This window comes from Undibacterium sp. CCC3.4, from assembly GCF_034347425.1.
GTDB lineage: Bacteria > Pseudomonadota > Gammaproteobacteria > Burkholderiales > Burkholderiaceae_D > Undibacterium.
Genome location: NZ_CP133779.1, coordinates 361,456 through 376,269, shown reverse-complemented (window position 1 = coordinate 376,269; position 14,814 = coordinate 361,456). Strand labels below are relative to the sequence as shown.

Below are 14,814 nucleotides of genomic sequence, written 5' to 3'. Positions count from 1 at the left end.
TAAGAACGAGGCAAGTAAGGGATGAGCGCGATGACGACGATTTATAATTTTTCAGCAGGTCCGGCCGTGTTGCCGCAAGCGGTATTGCAACAGGCTGCGGCCGAAATGCTCGATTGGCATGGCAGCGGTATGTCGGTCATGGAGATGAGTCATCGTGGTAGCGAGTTCATGTCGATTCTGGCAGCAGCACAGCGCGATTTACGCGATTTGCTGGCGATTCCCGATAATTATAAAGTCTTGTTCTTGCAAGGCGGCGCGATCGCAGAAAATGCGATCATTCCGATGAATTTAGTCGGACGCAAAGCACAGCCGGCCACAGTTGACTATATCAATACCGGTTCTTGGTCGAGCAAGTCGATCAAGGAAGCGGCCAAATATTGTCAGGTCAATGTGGCGGCTTCGTCTGCGGCGCAGCAGTTTTCCAGCATTCCGCCGCGTGCCGACTGGCAGCTTAGCGCTGATGCGGCTTACGTGCATATCTGCAGCAATGAAACCATCGATGGGGTGGAATACCAGTTCGCCCCTGAGGTTGCCGCCGCCACTCATGGCGCGCCGCTGGTGGCCGATATGTCGTCACATATTTTGTCGCGCGTCATCGATGTCTCGGCGTATGGTGTCATTTATGGTGGGGCGCAAAAAAATATCGGTCCGGCCGGTTTGACTATTGTCATTGTGCGCGAAGATTTGCTCGGTCATGCTTTGCCGTGTTGCCCCTCGGCATTTGACTGGAAGCTGATCGCCGATAATGATTCCATGTACAACACCCCGCCGACCTATGCGATCTATATTGCCGGCTTGGTATTCCAGTGGCTTAAGCGGCAGGGCGGTGTGGCGGCGATGGAGCAACAGAATATTGCCAAGGCCAAGCTCTTGTATGATTATCTCGACCAGAGTGATTTTTATGAAAACCGCATCGCACCCGATTGCCGCTCGCGCATGAATGTGCCCTTCTTTCTTAAAGATGAAAGTTTGAATGCGGCCTTCTTGGCCGCGGCCAAAGAGCGCGGTTTGCTGCAATTGAAGGGACATAAATCGGTAGGCGGCATGCGCGCCTCGATTTATAACGCCATGCCACTGGCTGGCGTACAGGCGCTGCTTAGTTTTATGCATGATTTTGCACTGACGCCTGCCTGAGTAGTCCAAGGATGTGCCCGGCGTTGATCGACGCCTGCGGCAACCCATTGCCAGCTTGGTTCTGGACCGTGTGGTGTTGCCGGACCCGACCACAAGTCTGGTGAGCGGACAGTCTTATTCTCCGCAGTGCGCTGCCGGCGCACTGTCATCATTATTCAACACGGTTTTCAGGTATTCCATGAGCGACAATAAATTACTCCCTTTGCGTCATCAAATTGACGCCATCGATACACAAATTCTCGATTTACTCAATGCCCGTGCGCGCGTAGCCGAGCAGGTTGGTCACGTCAAAGCAGAAACCAATGCACCGGTGTTTCGCCCGGAGCGCGAAGCGCAGGTTTTGCGCAGCGTGGCCGAACGTAACCCGGGGCCTTTGCTGAGTGCCGATATTCAATTGATTTTCCGCGAAATCATGTCGGCTTGCCGGGCCTTGGAGCGGCGTGTGGTCGTGGCCTTTTTGGGCCCGATCGGTACCTTCAGCGAACAAGCGGTGTATCAACAATTCGGCCACGCCATCGAAGCCTTGCCATGTGTGTCGATTGATGAAGTGTTTCGCGCTACCGAAGCGGGTACGGCTGATTTTGGCGTGGTGCCGATAGAAAATTCGACCGAAGGGGCGGTGAATCGTACCCTCGATTTACTGTTGCAAACCAGTTTGATTATCAGCGGCGAGTTGGCCATTCCGGTGCAGCACAGTTTGATGAGTAAGTCGGGCGGCATGGCTGGGGTGACGCGCATTTGCGCCCATTCGCAAGCGCTGGCGCAATGTCAAACTTGGCTCAATCAGCATTATCCGCAAATCGAGCGGCAAGCGGTGGCCTCGAATGCCGAAGCGGCGCGTATGGCCAGCGGAGACGCTGGTGTGGCGGCGATTGCCGGTGAAATCGCCGGCCAACAATATGCGCTCGGCATTGTCAGTACCCATATTCAAGATGATCCACATAACCGCACCCGTTTTGCCGTGATTGGTCGCTTGCAGACCACGCCGAGCGGGAAAGATCAAACCTCGATCGTGCTGGCCACGCCCAACAAGGCTGGTGCCGTATACAAGTTGCTCGCACCTTTAGAGGTGCATGGGGTGTCGATGACGCGCTTCGAGTCGCGTCCTGCTCGTACCGGCAATTGGGAATATTATTTCTATGTCGATGTCGAAGGGCATGTGCAAGAGGCCAAGGTCGCTGCGGCCATGGCCGAGCTCAAGGATCAAGCCGCCTTCTTCAAGGTGCTCGGTTCCTATCCTTGCACCTTGTGAGGCAGTGATGCAGACAGGGTTTCAGAAAATCGCCATCTTCGGCGTCGGACTGATAGGTGGCTCGTTTGCGCTGGCGTTGAAACAAGCCGGTGCCGTTGCCCACATCGTTGGGGCCGGACGCAGCCGCGCTTCCTTGCAGACGGCATTGGAACTTGGCATCATCGACAGTATTGCCGATTCACCGGCGCAGGCGGTGCGCGATGCCGACTTGGTATTGATTGCCGCACCGGTGGCACAGACCGAGGCCATTTTAGCGAGCATTGCGCCATTTTTAGCACCGACCACCATCGTTACCGATGCCGGCAGCACCAAGTCGGATGTCGTAGCCGCCGCGCGTGCTGCACTGGGCGAGCGTATCGGCCAGTTTGTGCCAGCCCATCCGATTGCCGGGCGTGAACTCAATGGACCGCAAGCGGCCTTGAGCGATTTGTATCGCGGCAAAAAAGCAGTGATCACCGCCTTGGCGGAAAATCGCCCGGCCGATGTCGCCCGGGTTGCCGCTGCGTGGCAGCAGTGCGGTGCGATTATTCATTATCTCGATCCGAGCACGCACGACACCGTGTTTGCTGCGGTTAGTCATTTGCCGCATTTGCTGGCGTATGCCTTAGTCGATGATATTGCGAAAAAGCCGCATGCCGATACCTTGTTCCAGTATGCGGCCAGCGGTTTTCGAGATTTCACACGCATTGCCGGTTCGTCGCCGGAAATGTGGCGCGATATCAGTTTGGCCAATCGCAGTGCCTTGCTGGCTGAATTGGATTCCTATATGAGTAATCTGCAGGCCTTGCGTGGGCATTTGCTGCAGGCCGATGGTGCGGCCATTAACGCGGTGTATGCCAATGCGCAAAGCGCGCGGCATAACTGGATTAGCGCAATTGAAGCGGCCGAACAACAGCGCGCCGGAGGCGGTGACTGAGGTCGCCGCGAGTTTGAACTGAGCAATGAAAGCAGAAGAGCCATGAATCAAAAACATTTCCCCCCTTATATTGACTTGGCACCAGTGATGCGTGTGCAGGGCACGGTGCGCTTGCCGGGTTCCAAGAGTATTTCGAATCGTACTTTGCTGCTGGCAGCCTTGTCTGAAGGGACTACCGAGATCAAGGATTTGTTGGCTTCGGATGACACCATGGTGATGTTGTCTGCCTTGCAAAAACTCGGCGTGCGCTGGCAACAACATGGCGATAGCCATGATTATCAAGTCATCGGTGCCGCTGGGAATTTTCCTCAGCATCAGGCAGATTTGTTCATGGGCAATGCCGGTACGGCGATACGCCCACTGGTCGCGGCGCTGGCGGTGTTGGGTGGCGACTATACGGTGCATGGGGTTGCTCGTATGCATGAGCGGCCTATCGGTGATTTGGTTGATGCCTTGAATCATGCTGGTGCGCAAATTGCCTACACGGGCACGCCTGGTTTTCCTCCTTTGCATATCCGCCGCGGTCATTTGCATGCCGCTCGCTTGCAAGTCAAAGGAAGTGTTTCCAGTCAATTCCTGACCGCGCTCTTGATGGCCGCACCACTGATGGCAAAACAACATGAAGTGGTGATCGAGGTGGTGGGGGACTTGATTTCCAAGCCCTATATAGAAATCACGCTTAACCTGATGCAGCGCTTTGGCGTGACGGTGCAGCGCGATGGCTGGCAAACGTTTACAATTGCATCAGGCCAACACTATCGTTCGCCCGGCAGTATTCATGTCGAAGGCGATGCCTCGTCGGCTTCGTATTTTTTGGCGGCCGGTGCGATTGCCGGTGGGCCGGTGCGGGTGGAGGGGGTTGGGCGCGATAGTATTCAAGGCGATGTGCGCTTTGCCGAAGCGCTGGAGCAAATGGGGGCGACGGTGACACGTGGCGAGAATTGGATAGAAGTGCAGTCGAATGGGGTGTTGCGCGCCATTGATATGGATTGCAATCATATTCCCGATGCCGCCATGACGATCGCGATTGCCGCCTTGTATGCGGACGGCACCACGACGCTGCGCAATATCGCCAGCTGGCGCGTCAAGGAAACTGATCGCTTGGCGGCCATGGCGATCGAGTTGCGCAAGCTAGGTGCCGTGATCGAAGAGGGGGTCGATTATATGCGTGTGACGCCGCCCGGTAAAATGTTGCCAGCGAGCATAGCTACCTATGATGATCACCGTATGGCGATGTGTTTTTCACTCGCCAGTTTGGATGGCAAGGCACGTCGAGGTGCGGCCGTTCGCATCAACGATCCGCATTGTGTGGCAAAAACTTTTCCCGATTATTTTGCAGCCTTTGCCAGCATCGTGCATGAAGACTTATTTTAAATGGCCTATGATGGTGGTATTCCTCGCATTTTTCACCCTACAAAGTCGCGCATGTCTATGTTAAGTCCTGTCATTACGATCGATGGTCCCACTGCTTCCGGCAAAGGGACAGTGGCGCACCGGGTCGCCAAGCACCTCGGTTTTCATTACCTCGATTCCGGCGCTTTGTATCGCTTGACGGCCTTGATGGCGCAGCGCCATGAGGTCGCGCTCAGTGATGCGCCGGCTATCGCGCTGCTGGCGCGTAGCTTGCCGTGTCGTTTTGCGCACGGGCATGTATTGCTCGAAGAGCAGGATGTGACTGACTTGGTGCGTGCTGAAGCGATAGGCGTGGCGGCATCGCGCATTGCGGTCTTGCCAGAGGTCAGAAAAGCATTAATTGATTTGCAAGTGTCGTTTCGTCAGGCACCAGGCTTGGTGGCCGATGGCCGCGATATGGGCTCGGTAATTTTCCCTGATGCGAGTTTAAAAGTTTTCTTAACAGCAAGTGCTGAGGCGCGCGCCGGACGCCGATATAAGCAATTGATTGAAAAGGGAATTTCTGCTAATATGGAAAACTTGGTAAAAGATTTGACAGAACGCGATGCGCGCGACAGTGAACGCGCTGCTGCGCCGCTTAAGCCGGCGCCGGGCGCAAAAATTCTCGATACCTCTGATATGACGGCAGAGCAAGCCGTCGAACAAGTGCTGCAGAGCTACGCTCAGGTCTTGCGTGCGGTGCAGTAGCGTATGCGATAAGCGCTGCGTAATACGGTAAAGTAGCGACTGTAAAGTAGCGACTGTAAAGTAGCGACGGTAAAGTAGCGACGGTAAAGTAGCGGCGACTGCTTTGCTGAACATGGTCGAGGCTGATCGGCGCGCTGGTTCTTCATTCCAATCATTTTTATATCGGCAGACCGGTTAATTGGTCTGCTGTGCATCAAGTCCTGCTGCTCTTGTCGTGCTGATGAGGGAGCGGGGTGTGTTAACCTAACCCGGTAAACAAAGCCTTTGTTTTGTTCCGGCTAACTCGTAAATACTATGTCTACTGTTTTCATGTCTCAAGATTTCGCAACCGGTGCAGATAGCTTCGCAGCTTTGTTCGAAGAGTCCTTGTCACGCCAGGATATGCGTTCCGGTGAAGTGATTTCTGCTGAAGTCGTTCGTATCGACCACAACTTCGTGATCGTTAACGCCGGCCTCAAATCAGAAGCATTTATTCCTGTTGAAGAATTCAAAAACGACCAAGGCGACTTGGAAGTTAATATCGGCGATTTCGTTTCCGTAGCGATTGATTCGCTGGAAAACGGTTTCGGCGATACAATTTTGTCCCGCGACAAAGCGAAACGTTTGGCTTCGTGGCTCGCGCTGGAAAAAGCGCTCGAGTCCGGCGAGATCGTTACTGGTACGGTCAATGGCAAAGTCAAAGGTGGTCTGACTGTTCTGACCAACGGCATCCGTGCCTTCTTGCCAGGTTCTTTGGTCGATACACGTCCGGTGAAAGATACCACACCGTACGAAGGCAAGACCATGGAATTCAAGGTCATCAAGCTTGATCGTAAACGCAACAACGTGGTCTTGTCACGTCGTGCCGTGGTTGAAGCATCGATGGGTGAAGAACGTCAGAAATTGATGGAAACACTCAAAGAAGGTACCGTTGTTACTGGTATCGTCAAAAATATCACTGACTATGGCGCCTTCGTTGACCTCGGCGGTATCGATGGCTTGTTGCACATCACTGATTTGGCATGGCGTCGTGTTCGTCACCCTTCCGAGGTGTTGACGGTCGGCCAAGAAATCACGGCTAAAGTCTTGAAATTTGATCAAGAGAAAAACCGTGTTTCCCTGGGCGTAAAACAATTGGGCGATGATCCATGGACAGGTCTGTCGCGTCGTTACCCAGCCAATACCCGTTTGTTCGGTAAAGTCACGAACCTCACCGACTACGGCGCCTTCGTTGAAGTCGAACAAGGTATTGAAGGTTTGGTCCACGTTTCCGAAATGGATTGGACTAACAAAAACGTGGCACCAAATAAAGTTGTTCAATTGGGCGACGAAGTAGAAGTCATGGTTCTGGAAATCGACGAAGAACGTCGTCGTATCAGCTTGGGTATGAAACAGTGCAAAGCCAATCCATGGGATGATTTCGCGATCAACCACAAGAAGGGCGATAAAGTCCGCGGCGCGATCAAATCGATCACTGACTTCGGCGTGTTCATCGGCTTGTCCGGTAACATCGACGGTCTGGTGCATTTGTCCGATTTGTCGTGGAACGAAGCTGGTGAAGAAGCGGTTCGCAAGTTCAAAAAAGGTGACGAACTCGAAGCCATCGTGTTGGCCATCGATGTTGAACGTGAACGCGTTTCCCTTGGTGTTAAGCAACTCGAAGGCGATCCGTTCAATAACTACTGCGCAATGAACGACAAAGGCGCTGTAGTCATCGGTACCGTTAAATCGGTTGAAGCCAAAGGCGCAGTGATCCAATTGGCTGAAGATGTAGAAGGCTACTTGCGTGCTTCCGAAATTTCGCGCGACCGCGTGGAAGATGCTGGTACACACCTGAAAGTCGGCGACAGTGTTGAAGCTTTGGTATTGAATATCGATCGCAAAGCCCGTGGCATCCAATTGTCGATCAAAGCGAAAGACAGTGTTGAAACTCAAGAAGCAATGCAAAAAATCTCTACAGATTCGAACGCTGCTTCCGGTACAACTAGCCTGGGCGCGTTGTTGAAAGCTAAGTTCGACAACAAAAACTAAGCGCAAGCTCAGTCCGCAGGTTTTATTCATATGACGAAGTCGGAGCTGATAGCTCGTCTGGCGGAGCGGTATCCACAACTGGTAGCTAAAGATGTGGATGTCGCTGTCAAAACCATCCTTGATGCGATGTCCGATGCCTTGGCAACTGGGCAACGTATCGAGATCCGTGGTTTCGGCAGCTTTGCTCTCAACAGCCGTCCACCGCGCATCGGTCGCAATCCGAAGTCGGGCGATAAAGTGATGGTTCCCGAAAAACGGGTACCACACTTCAAACCGGGCAAGGAATTGCGCGAACGTGTAGATGCAATGGTAGGGCAACCGATACACGATGACTAGGTTTTTACAGACGAGTCATGGTGCTTCGTGATTGACATAAATTAAAAAACGGTATATCGGTTTCCTCCGGTATGCCGTTTTTTTTGAGTACAATATCCTGTATGTGGACGCAACATCGATTTAGCTTCCACGTTTTTTTCTTCACTGATGAGGATACTCCCATGAAATATGTTTCCAGACTGTTTGCCGTCATTCTATTCATCCTATTTTTTGGCTTTGCCTTGAAAAACGATGGTGAAGTGACGCTGCGCTATTTTTTCGGTTATGAGCAGAAGGGGCCACTGGTATTGATGTTGCTGGTATTTTTCGTCGCCGGTGCCGTCGTTGGTATTTTGGCGATGGTGCCTATCGTGTTTCGCCATCGTCGAGATGTGTCGCGTCACAAAAATACTTTGGCCGAGATGGAAAAAGAACGTATTGCCGCCGAGCGAGCGAGCACGGAAGCACCGCAAGCTGATAGCATTCGCTCTACCTGAAACTATTTGTTCAAGCCCCCGGCAGGCGGCACCAATTGAACCAAGAAAGAAAATAAGAAAAAATGGAATTTGAAATTTGGTGGTTGCTGGGCATCCCCTTGTTTTTTACTCTCGGCTGGTTGGCTGCGCGCGTTGATATTCGGCAATTGTTATCAGAATCGCGCAGTTTGCCCAACGGTTATTTCAAGGGCTTGAATTTCCTGCTCAATGAGCAGCCTGACAAGGCCATCGATGCCTTCATCGAAATCGTGCGGCTCGATCCCGAGGCGGTAGAGCTGCATTTCGCGCTCGGTATTTTGTTTCGCCGTCGCGGTGAAACCGAGCGGGCGATACGGGTGCATCAGAATATGCTGGCGCGGCCCGATTTGCCAGCCGAATTGAAAACCCAGGCCTGCTACGAACTCGGTCAAGATTATTTGAAGGCGGGCTTGCTAGACCGTGCCGAGGAAACTTTCAACCTGCTGTTGTCGGGCAACTATGAAGCGCAGGCACGTCGCGCTTTGTTGGAAATTTATCAGCGCGAAAAAGAATGGGCGCGTGCCATTGAGGCTGCCCATGCCTTGCAGGAAGCCGGTGCCGGTGGCCGTCAGAAAGAGATCGCGCAGTTTTATTGTGAAATTGCGCAAGATGAGTTGGTGCATACCAATTCCGCTGCGGCCTTGGCATCGCTCGATAAGGCCTTGGCGACCGATCGCATGAATGTGCGCGCCACGATGCTGATCGGTGATGTGCAACTGGCCAACGGCGAGATCGAGCAAGCTGTGCTGACGTGGCGGCGCGTCGAGCAGCAAAGCGTACCCCACGTGGCCTTGGTCGCCCAGCGCCTGATGGATGGCTACCGTAAGCTGGAACGGCCGCAGGAAGGCTTGAATTTGCTCAAGAACTATCTGGCCGAAGCACCCTCGGTCGATTTGCTCGAAGTGGCGTTCAAAGCCACGCTGGAGCTCGATACGGTGGAAGCGGCCAATGTGCTGGTCAGTGATGAGTTGCGGCGCACCCCGACGCTGTTGGGTCTCGATAAATTACTCGATGCCCGCATGCTGAATGTACCAAACGAATTTCGGCCGGAACTGGCACTGGTTAAAAACCTCGTGCATGGCTATGCGCAAAAGCTGGCGCGCTACCAATGCTCGCATTGTGGTTTCAAGGCCCGCCAGTTTTATTGGCATTGCCCTGGATGCAGTCGCTGGGAAACTTACCCACCGCGCCGCACCGAAGAATTGAATGTAATGAATTGACTGCAATTAACTGATCGGCGTGCTACCCAGCTGTCCTTATGGCGGTAAGTACAGGCTTACTCTTTGAACACAACATTTTTTGAAATTGTGATCACCAAATGAAAATTACTATTATCGGTACCGGTTACGTTGGCCTCGTTACAGGCGCTTGCCTGGCTGAATTGGGCAATGATGTGTTTTGTCTTGATGTTGATGAGCGGAAAATCCAAATCCTTAACGGTGGCGGCATTCCGATTCATGAGCCGGGCTTGGAAGAAGTCGTGGCGCGCAATCGGGCGGCCGGGCGCTTGACTTTTTCGACTGACATCGAAGCCAGTGTGGCCCACGGTGATGTGCAGTTCATTGCGGTCGGCACGCCGCCGGATGAAGATGGTTCGGCCGACTTGCAATATGTGTTGGCAGCCGCGCGCAACATCGGCAAGTATATGAAAAATTTCAAAGTGGTGGTCGATAAGTCGACGGTGCCGGTCGGTACCGCCGATCGCGTTGCGGGCGCCATCAGCGCCGAACTCGCTTTGCGTCCTGCCCAGATTGGTTTTTCGGTGGTCTCGAATCCGGAGTTTTTGAAGGAAGGTGCGGCGGTCGAAGATTTCATGCGGCCTGATCGCATTGTCATTGGCTGCGATACCTCGCCTTCTGGCGAGAAGGCGCGCGCATTGATGAAAAAACTGTATGCGCCGTTCAATCGTAACCATGAACGCATGCATTGGATGGATGTGCGTTCGGCAGAATTTACCAAATACGCGGCCAATGCCATGCTGGCGACGCGGATTTCATTCATGAATGAGTTGGCGAATTTGGCCGACCATGTCGGTGCTGATATCGAAGCGGTACGGCATGGTATCGGTTCTGATCCGCGCATCGGCCACAGCTTTTTATATGCCGGCTGCGGCTATGGCGGCTCATGCTTTCCGAAAGATGTGCAAGCCCTGGAGCGCACGGCGCAAGATTACGGTCTTAATTTACTGATACTGCAAGCGGTCGAAGCGGTCAATGCACGGCAAAAGCAGGTGCTGGGAACGAAGATTTTGCAGCGCTTTGACAATAAATTGGTCGGTCGGCATTTTGCCGTTTGGGGTTTGGCCTTCAAACCCAATACCGATGACATGCGGGCAGCGTCTTCCCGTGTCTTGTTGGGCGAATTGCTGCGCAATGGCGCCTCGGTGGCCGTGTATGATCCGGTCGCGATGGAAGAAGCGCAGCGAGTACTGGAACTCGATTTCTACGATGCGCCGGAATTGTTGGAAAAAATACGCTTCGCTGCCAATCCTATGGATGCCCTTGATGGTGCTGATGCCCTGGCCATCGTGACCGAATGGAAGGCTTTTCGTAGTCCCGACTTTGACCAAGTCAAAGCACGCTTGAAGCAAGCCGTGATCTTTGATGGCCGTAATTTGTTCGAGCCCGCTCTGATGACGGAACTTGGCATTGAATACCACGGCATTGGCCGCTCGGTACTGACGCGTAAGTGAGGATGCTTGTGAACGCCTTACTCGATAGCGCCAAAAAACGCATACTGATTGCCGGTGATGTCATGCTCGACCGGTATTGGTTCGGCGAAGTCAATCGTATCTCGCCGGAAGCACCGGTGCCGGTAGTGCGCGTGCAGCGGCGCGAGGAGCGTCTGGGCGGTGCCTCGAACGTGGCGCTCAATGTCGCCGCACTTGGCGTGACGACCAGCTTGCTCGGCGTGATAGGCGAGGATGAAGCTGGCGACGCCATCGAGGCGATGCTGAAAAAATCGGGCATCACCAGTTATTTGAGTCGGGATCGCGAAATTTCAACGATCATCAAATTGCGCGTGATCGGGCGGCAGCAGCAATTGATACGGATCGATTTTGAAGAGCGCCCGACCGCCCATGTGCTGAGCGATAAACTCAACCGCTACAATGCCTTGCTGACTACCTGTGATGTGGTGGTCTTGTCCGATTATGCCAAGGGTGGCTTGGTCAATGTGGCCGCTATGATCAGTGGCGCGACGGCGGCCGGCAAGTTGATCTTGGTCGACCCGAAGGGCAGCGATTTTTCTCGCTACCGTGGCGCCAGCTTACTCACGCCGAATAAATCGGAATTAAGGCAAATTGTCGGTGAGTGGGATAGTGAAGCCGAATTGACTGAGAAGGCGCAGGCGATGCGCACCGACTTGGGGCTACAAGGCTTGTTGCTGACCCGTTCGGAAGAAGGCATGACGCTCTATACCGAGGCCGCCGTAACGCACGTGCCGACCATGGCGCGCGAAGTGTTTGATGTCTCGGGCGCCGGTGACACCGTGATCGCCACCATGGCAGTGATGATGGCGCAAGGCATGTCGATGGAGCAGTCCGTGGTCATCGCCAACCGCGCTGCCGGGATTGTGGTTGGCAAGCTGGGTACCGCCACTGTGTCGCAGCAAGAATTGTTTCCAGCGCAGTGAAGCACGGGTGAAAACGCTGTGACGGCGTAGCCGTCGCGGCGGTTTCATTCGTCACGTGATTCACATTAGCTTATTTGAAATCTGTCTATAGCCCGGCGCGATCGTTGCCGCAGCGCGAAGGACGAAAACGATTAGAATAGGGCTCTGACTGTTTTGAAATGAAGACTATGCGCTACCTGACTATTGAAGACACAATCGGCCATACCCCGCTGGTGCGTTTGCAGCGTATTCCCGGCGCGGACAATGTCCTGCGTAATAATATTATCCTCGGCAAGCTGGAAGGGAATAACCCGGCCGGTTCGGTGAAAGACCGTCCAGCCTTGTCGATGGTGTTGCGGGCCGAGCAACGTGGCCAGATCAAGCCTGGTGACACCCTGATCGAAGCGACCAGTGGCAACACCGGTATCGCGCTGGCAATGACGGCGGCGATGCGTGGTTATAAGATGCTCTTGCTCATGCCCGAGAACCTCAGCATTGAGCGGCGCCAGAGTATGGCCGCCTATGGCGCGCAAATTATTCTCACCCCCAAGACAGGCGGTATGGAATATGCACGCGATTTGGCCGAGCAAATGCAAAAAGAAGGCAAGGGCGTGATTCTTGATCAATTCGCCAATCCCGATAATCCCTTGGCACATTTTGAAGGGACTGGTCCGGAAATTTGGCGTGATACCGGCGGCCGCGTGACGCATTTCGTCAGTGCCATGGGGACCACCGGCACCATCATGGGTGTGTCGGCTTATTTGAAGCAGGAAAATCCACAGATTCGCATCATCGGAGCGCAACCGGAAGAAGGCTCACAAATTCCCGGCATCCGTAAATGGCCACAAGCCTACATGCCGAAAATCTTCGACAAGGCGGCGGTCGATGAAGTCCTGTCCGTTTCGCAGTCGGACGCCGAGCAAATGGCGCGTCGTTTGGCGGTAGAAGAGGGGATTTTTTGCGGTATTTCTGCCGCCGGTGCCTGTGAAATTGCTTTGCGCATCGCCCAAACAGTCGAAAATGCCACCATCGTGTTCATCGTCTGCGATCGCGGCGACCGCTATTTGTCGACGGGCGTATTTCCGGCCTGATGATTGATTGTTACATTAATACAATTTTCTAAAAAAAATACCGAAATGACTCTGACAGAGTGATTTCGGTATATCGCCTTCAAGCCGCCGTTACCGGCACTTGATGGGAATCGCGGCGCAAATTATGCGGCGTCTTTCGGCTTGAATTGCTTGTCGCTGATGCGGAATTTGGCGCGACGGTCACCCATCAGTTCGCGCAATTCTTTGATGCTGACATCACTGATTTCATGCATGCGAATTAACAAAGACGCGCCTACAGGCAAACGACGATGTCTGATTTTACTGATCACTGGTGGTGCCACTTCCAAAGCGCGGGAAAGTGCTGCATCATTTTTCAAATGCAATTGTTTGATCAGCGTGTCTAAAAGATTATTCGGATCGTAATCGATCTCGTCCGATTCAAGCTGTGTCAGATTTGCCATAATTACCTCGTTGTCTTGTCTATTGATGCTGGAGATTAAGTTGCTTCAATGAGAATTAATCATACGGTAATATTGTATCTTTAAAATAGAAAACCCTTATCATAGTAATAGCAAAACATTGTTAAATCTGCCGATATATTGCTTTGTTTGCATGCCATAATATCAACTAGATGTTCGCACTGTAGTTCAAATTACAAGAAAGTACAAATTGTTTTCAAGGATTTTTTCAAGATTCAATATTTTTATTGCCTAAAATCACATGCTGGCAACACAGTATTGGATAAAACTTTCCGTATAGCAATTGATTAAAGTGAAAGATATTGTTAAACCTTAAATATCAAATGTCAACTATCCACTACCTCAGCGGTTTTCGCGCGCGATCGCGATGACACGGCCAAGCTCAAACACCGACATCGCGTAAAAATAACTGCGGTTGTATTGTGTGATGGCGAAGAAATTTTCACTCCCCAGCCAATACTCGGTGGCGGCATCACCATTTTGTAAGTCGACCACGCCATATTGTATCGTGCTCGGTGCGGCACTGCTGGCCGTACTGAGGAAGCCGCTGAGTTCAGATAGTAGATAAGTGGCTTTGAGTCCTTGGCTCAGGCTGCTTTGCAGTTCTGCCGTATGGGCCTCGCTGCCGGTCAGCGTGGCCGGAAATGCGACCGGCAAGTTGGCTTTCCAACCATGGGCGGCGAGATAGTTGGCGACACTGCCGATGGCATCGACGGCGGAGGTACTGAGATTGATTTTGCCATCGCCATCGAAGTCAACCGCATAGGCGCGTATACTGCTAGGCATAAATTGCGGCCAGCCGATTGCACCGGCATAGGAACCGGTGAAGGCAAACGGGTCGATTTCCGATTCTTTAGAAATTAACAGCAGACTTTCCAATTCTTGCTTGAAAAATTGCATTCTTGCATCGCGCGTCGGGGTTTCCGGGTAGTCAAAAGCCAGCGTGGTCAGCGCATCGATGCTGCGAAAACTGCCGGTATGTTGGCCGTAAATTGTTTCGACGCCGATCAAGCCGACGATGATTTCCGCTGGTACGCCATACTGTTTTTGCGCCCGCTCCAAGGTGGCGCTGTATTTATCCCAAAAGGCCAGCCCGGCAGCAATCCGTTTGCCTTCGACGAAGCGGGCGCGGTAGGCTTGCCAATTTTTGGGCTTACCGGCCGGTGCCGGACGCATTAATTGTCGTGCGCTTTCGATATAGCGCGTGCGCGCGAAGACCGCGCGCAGATAAGCCGGATCGATGCCATGCTTACTGGCCATATCATTGGAGAACGCGGCGACTTCTGGCCATTGCTCGAAGTGAACGGTGTTCGTTGCCGCGGCGGGAGGGAGTTTGCTTTTCGCGGCAGCGATGGCGTCACTGCCGGGCTGTATCAAGCTGGCTGAAAGGCAAAAAAATGAGACTAAGCGAGAAAATTTCAAAATGGTA

14 protein-coding genes are annotated in these 14,814 nt (G+C 53.0%); 12 read left to right on the top strand and 2 right to left on the bottom strand.

Annotated features, from left to right (window positions below; all coding sequences use genetic code 11):
• The first annotated feature begins 30 nt into the window (after positions 1 to 30).
• From serC to cysM, 12 genes are all read left to right on the top strand, one after another.
• A complete protein-coding gene (gene serC, locus RHM61_RS01780) occupies positions 31 to 1,134 on the top strand; it encodes a 3-phosphoserine/phosphohydroxythreonine transaminase (protein WP_322249427.1) in 1,104 nt (367 codons plus the stop codon).
• 178 nt (positions 1,135 to 1,312) lie between these two features.
• Positions 1,313 to 2,386 carry a prephenate dehydratase gene (gene pheA / locus RHM61_RS01775; RefSeq protein WP_322249426.1) on the top strand — a complete coding sequence of 358 codons (1,074 nt, stop codon included), beginning with the start codon at positions 1,313 to 1,315 and terminating at the stop codon, positions 2,384 to 2,386.
• A gap of 7 nt (positions 2,387 to 2,393) precedes the next feature.
• Positions 2,394 to 3,302, top strand: coding sequence for a prephenate dehydrogenase (locus RHM61_RS01770; RefSeq protein ID WP_322249425.1), 909 nt, complete (start codon positions 2,394 to 2,396; stop codon positions 3,300 to 3,302).
• 42 nt (positions 3,303 to 3,344) lie between these two features.
• Positions 3,345 to 4,676: a 3-phosphoshikimate 1-carboxyvinyltransferase gene (gene aroA / locus RHM61_RS01765; RefSeq protein WP_322249424.1), complete on the top strand. Its 1,332-nt coding sequence runs from the start codon at positions 3,345 to 3,347 to the stop codon at positions 4,674 to 4,676.
• A gap of 51 nt (positions 4,677 to 4,727) precedes the next feature.
• Positions 4,728 to 5,402 carry a (d)CMP kinase gene (cmk, locus tag RHM61_RS01760; protein ID WP_322249423.1) on the top strand — a complete coding sequence of 225 codons (675 nt, stop codon included), beginning with the start codon at positions 4,728 to 4,730 and terminating at the stop codon, positions 5,400 to 5,402.
• A gap of 309 nt (positions 5,403 to 5,711) precedes the next feature.
• Positions 5,712 to 7,412: a 30S ribosomal protein S1 gene (rpsA, locus tag RHM61_RS01755; protein ID WP_322249422.1), complete on the top strand. Its 1,701-nt coding sequence runs from the start codon at positions 5,712 to 5,714 to the stop codon at positions 7,410 to 7,412.
• Between the two features lie 30 nt (positions 7,413 to 7,442).
• Positions 7,443 to 7,748 (top strand): integration host factor subunit beta, encoded by a 306-nt coding sequence (locus tag RHM61_RS01750; RefSeq protein WP_322249421.1) that lies wholly within the window; start codon positions 7,443 to 7,445, stop codon positions 7,746 to 7,748.
• Between the two features lie 161 nt (positions 7,749 to 7,909).
• Positions 7,910 to 8,224 (top strand): LapA family protein, encoded by a 315-nt coding sequence (locus tag RHM61_RS01745; protein WP_322249420.1) that lies wholly within the window; start codon positions 7,910 to 7,912, stop codon positions 8,222 to 8,224.
• A 62-nt stretch (positions 8,225 to 8,286) separates the two neighbouring features.
• Positions 8,287 to 9,462, top strand: coding sequence for a lipopolysaccharide assembly protein LapB (gene lapB / locus RHM61_RS01740; RefSeq protein WP_322249419.1), 1,176 nt, complete (start codon positions 8,287 to 8,289; stop codon positions 9,460 to 9,462).
• Positions 9,463 to 9,560: 98 nt separating this feature from the next.
• On the top strand, positions 9,561 to 10,934 hold the full coding sequence (locus RHM61_RS01735; protein ID WP_322249418.1) for a UDP-glucose/GDP-mannose dehydrogenase family protein: 1,374 nt from the start codon (positions 9,561 to 9,563) through the stop codon (positions 10,932 to 10,934).
• Between the two features lie 62 nt (positions 10,935 to 10,996).
• Positions 10,997 to 11,875, top strand: a complete 879-nt coding sequence (gene rfaE1 / locus RHM61_RS01730; RefSeq protein WP_322251019.1) for a D-glycero-beta-D-manno-heptose-7-phosphate kinase — start codon at positions 10,997 to 10,999, stop codon at positions 11,873 to 11,875.
• Between the two features lie 167 nt (positions 11,876 to 12,042).
• Complete coding sequence (gene cysM, locus RHM61_RS01725; RefSeq protein ID WP_322249417.1) at positions 12,043 to 12,945, top strand: cysteine synthase CysM; 903 nt, start codon at positions 12,043 to 12,045, stop codon at positions 12,943 to 12,945.
• 122 nt (positions 12,946 to 13,067) lie between these two features.
• Here cysM and RHM61_RS01720 read toward each other — a convergent pair whose 3' ends face one another.
• Both RHM61_RS01720 and mltB read right to left on the bottom strand, forming a co-directional pair.
• Positions 13,068 to 13,367 carry a hypothetical protein gene (locus tag RHM61_RS01720; RefSeq protein WP_110257001.1) on the bottom strand — a complete coding sequence of 100 codons (300 nt, stop codon included), beginning with the start codon at positions 13,365 to 13,367 and terminating at the stop codon, positions 13,068 to 13,070.
• A gap of 360 nt (positions 13,368 to 13,727) precedes the next feature.
• Positions 13,728 to 14,807 (bottom strand): lytic murein transglycosylase B, encoded by a 1,080-nt coding sequence (mltB, locus tag RHM61_RS01715; RefSeq protein ID WP_322249416.1) that lies wholly within the window; start codon positions 14,805 to 14,807, stop codon positions 13,728 to 13,730.
• Between the last annotated feature and the right edge of the window lie 7 nt (positions 14,808 to 14,814).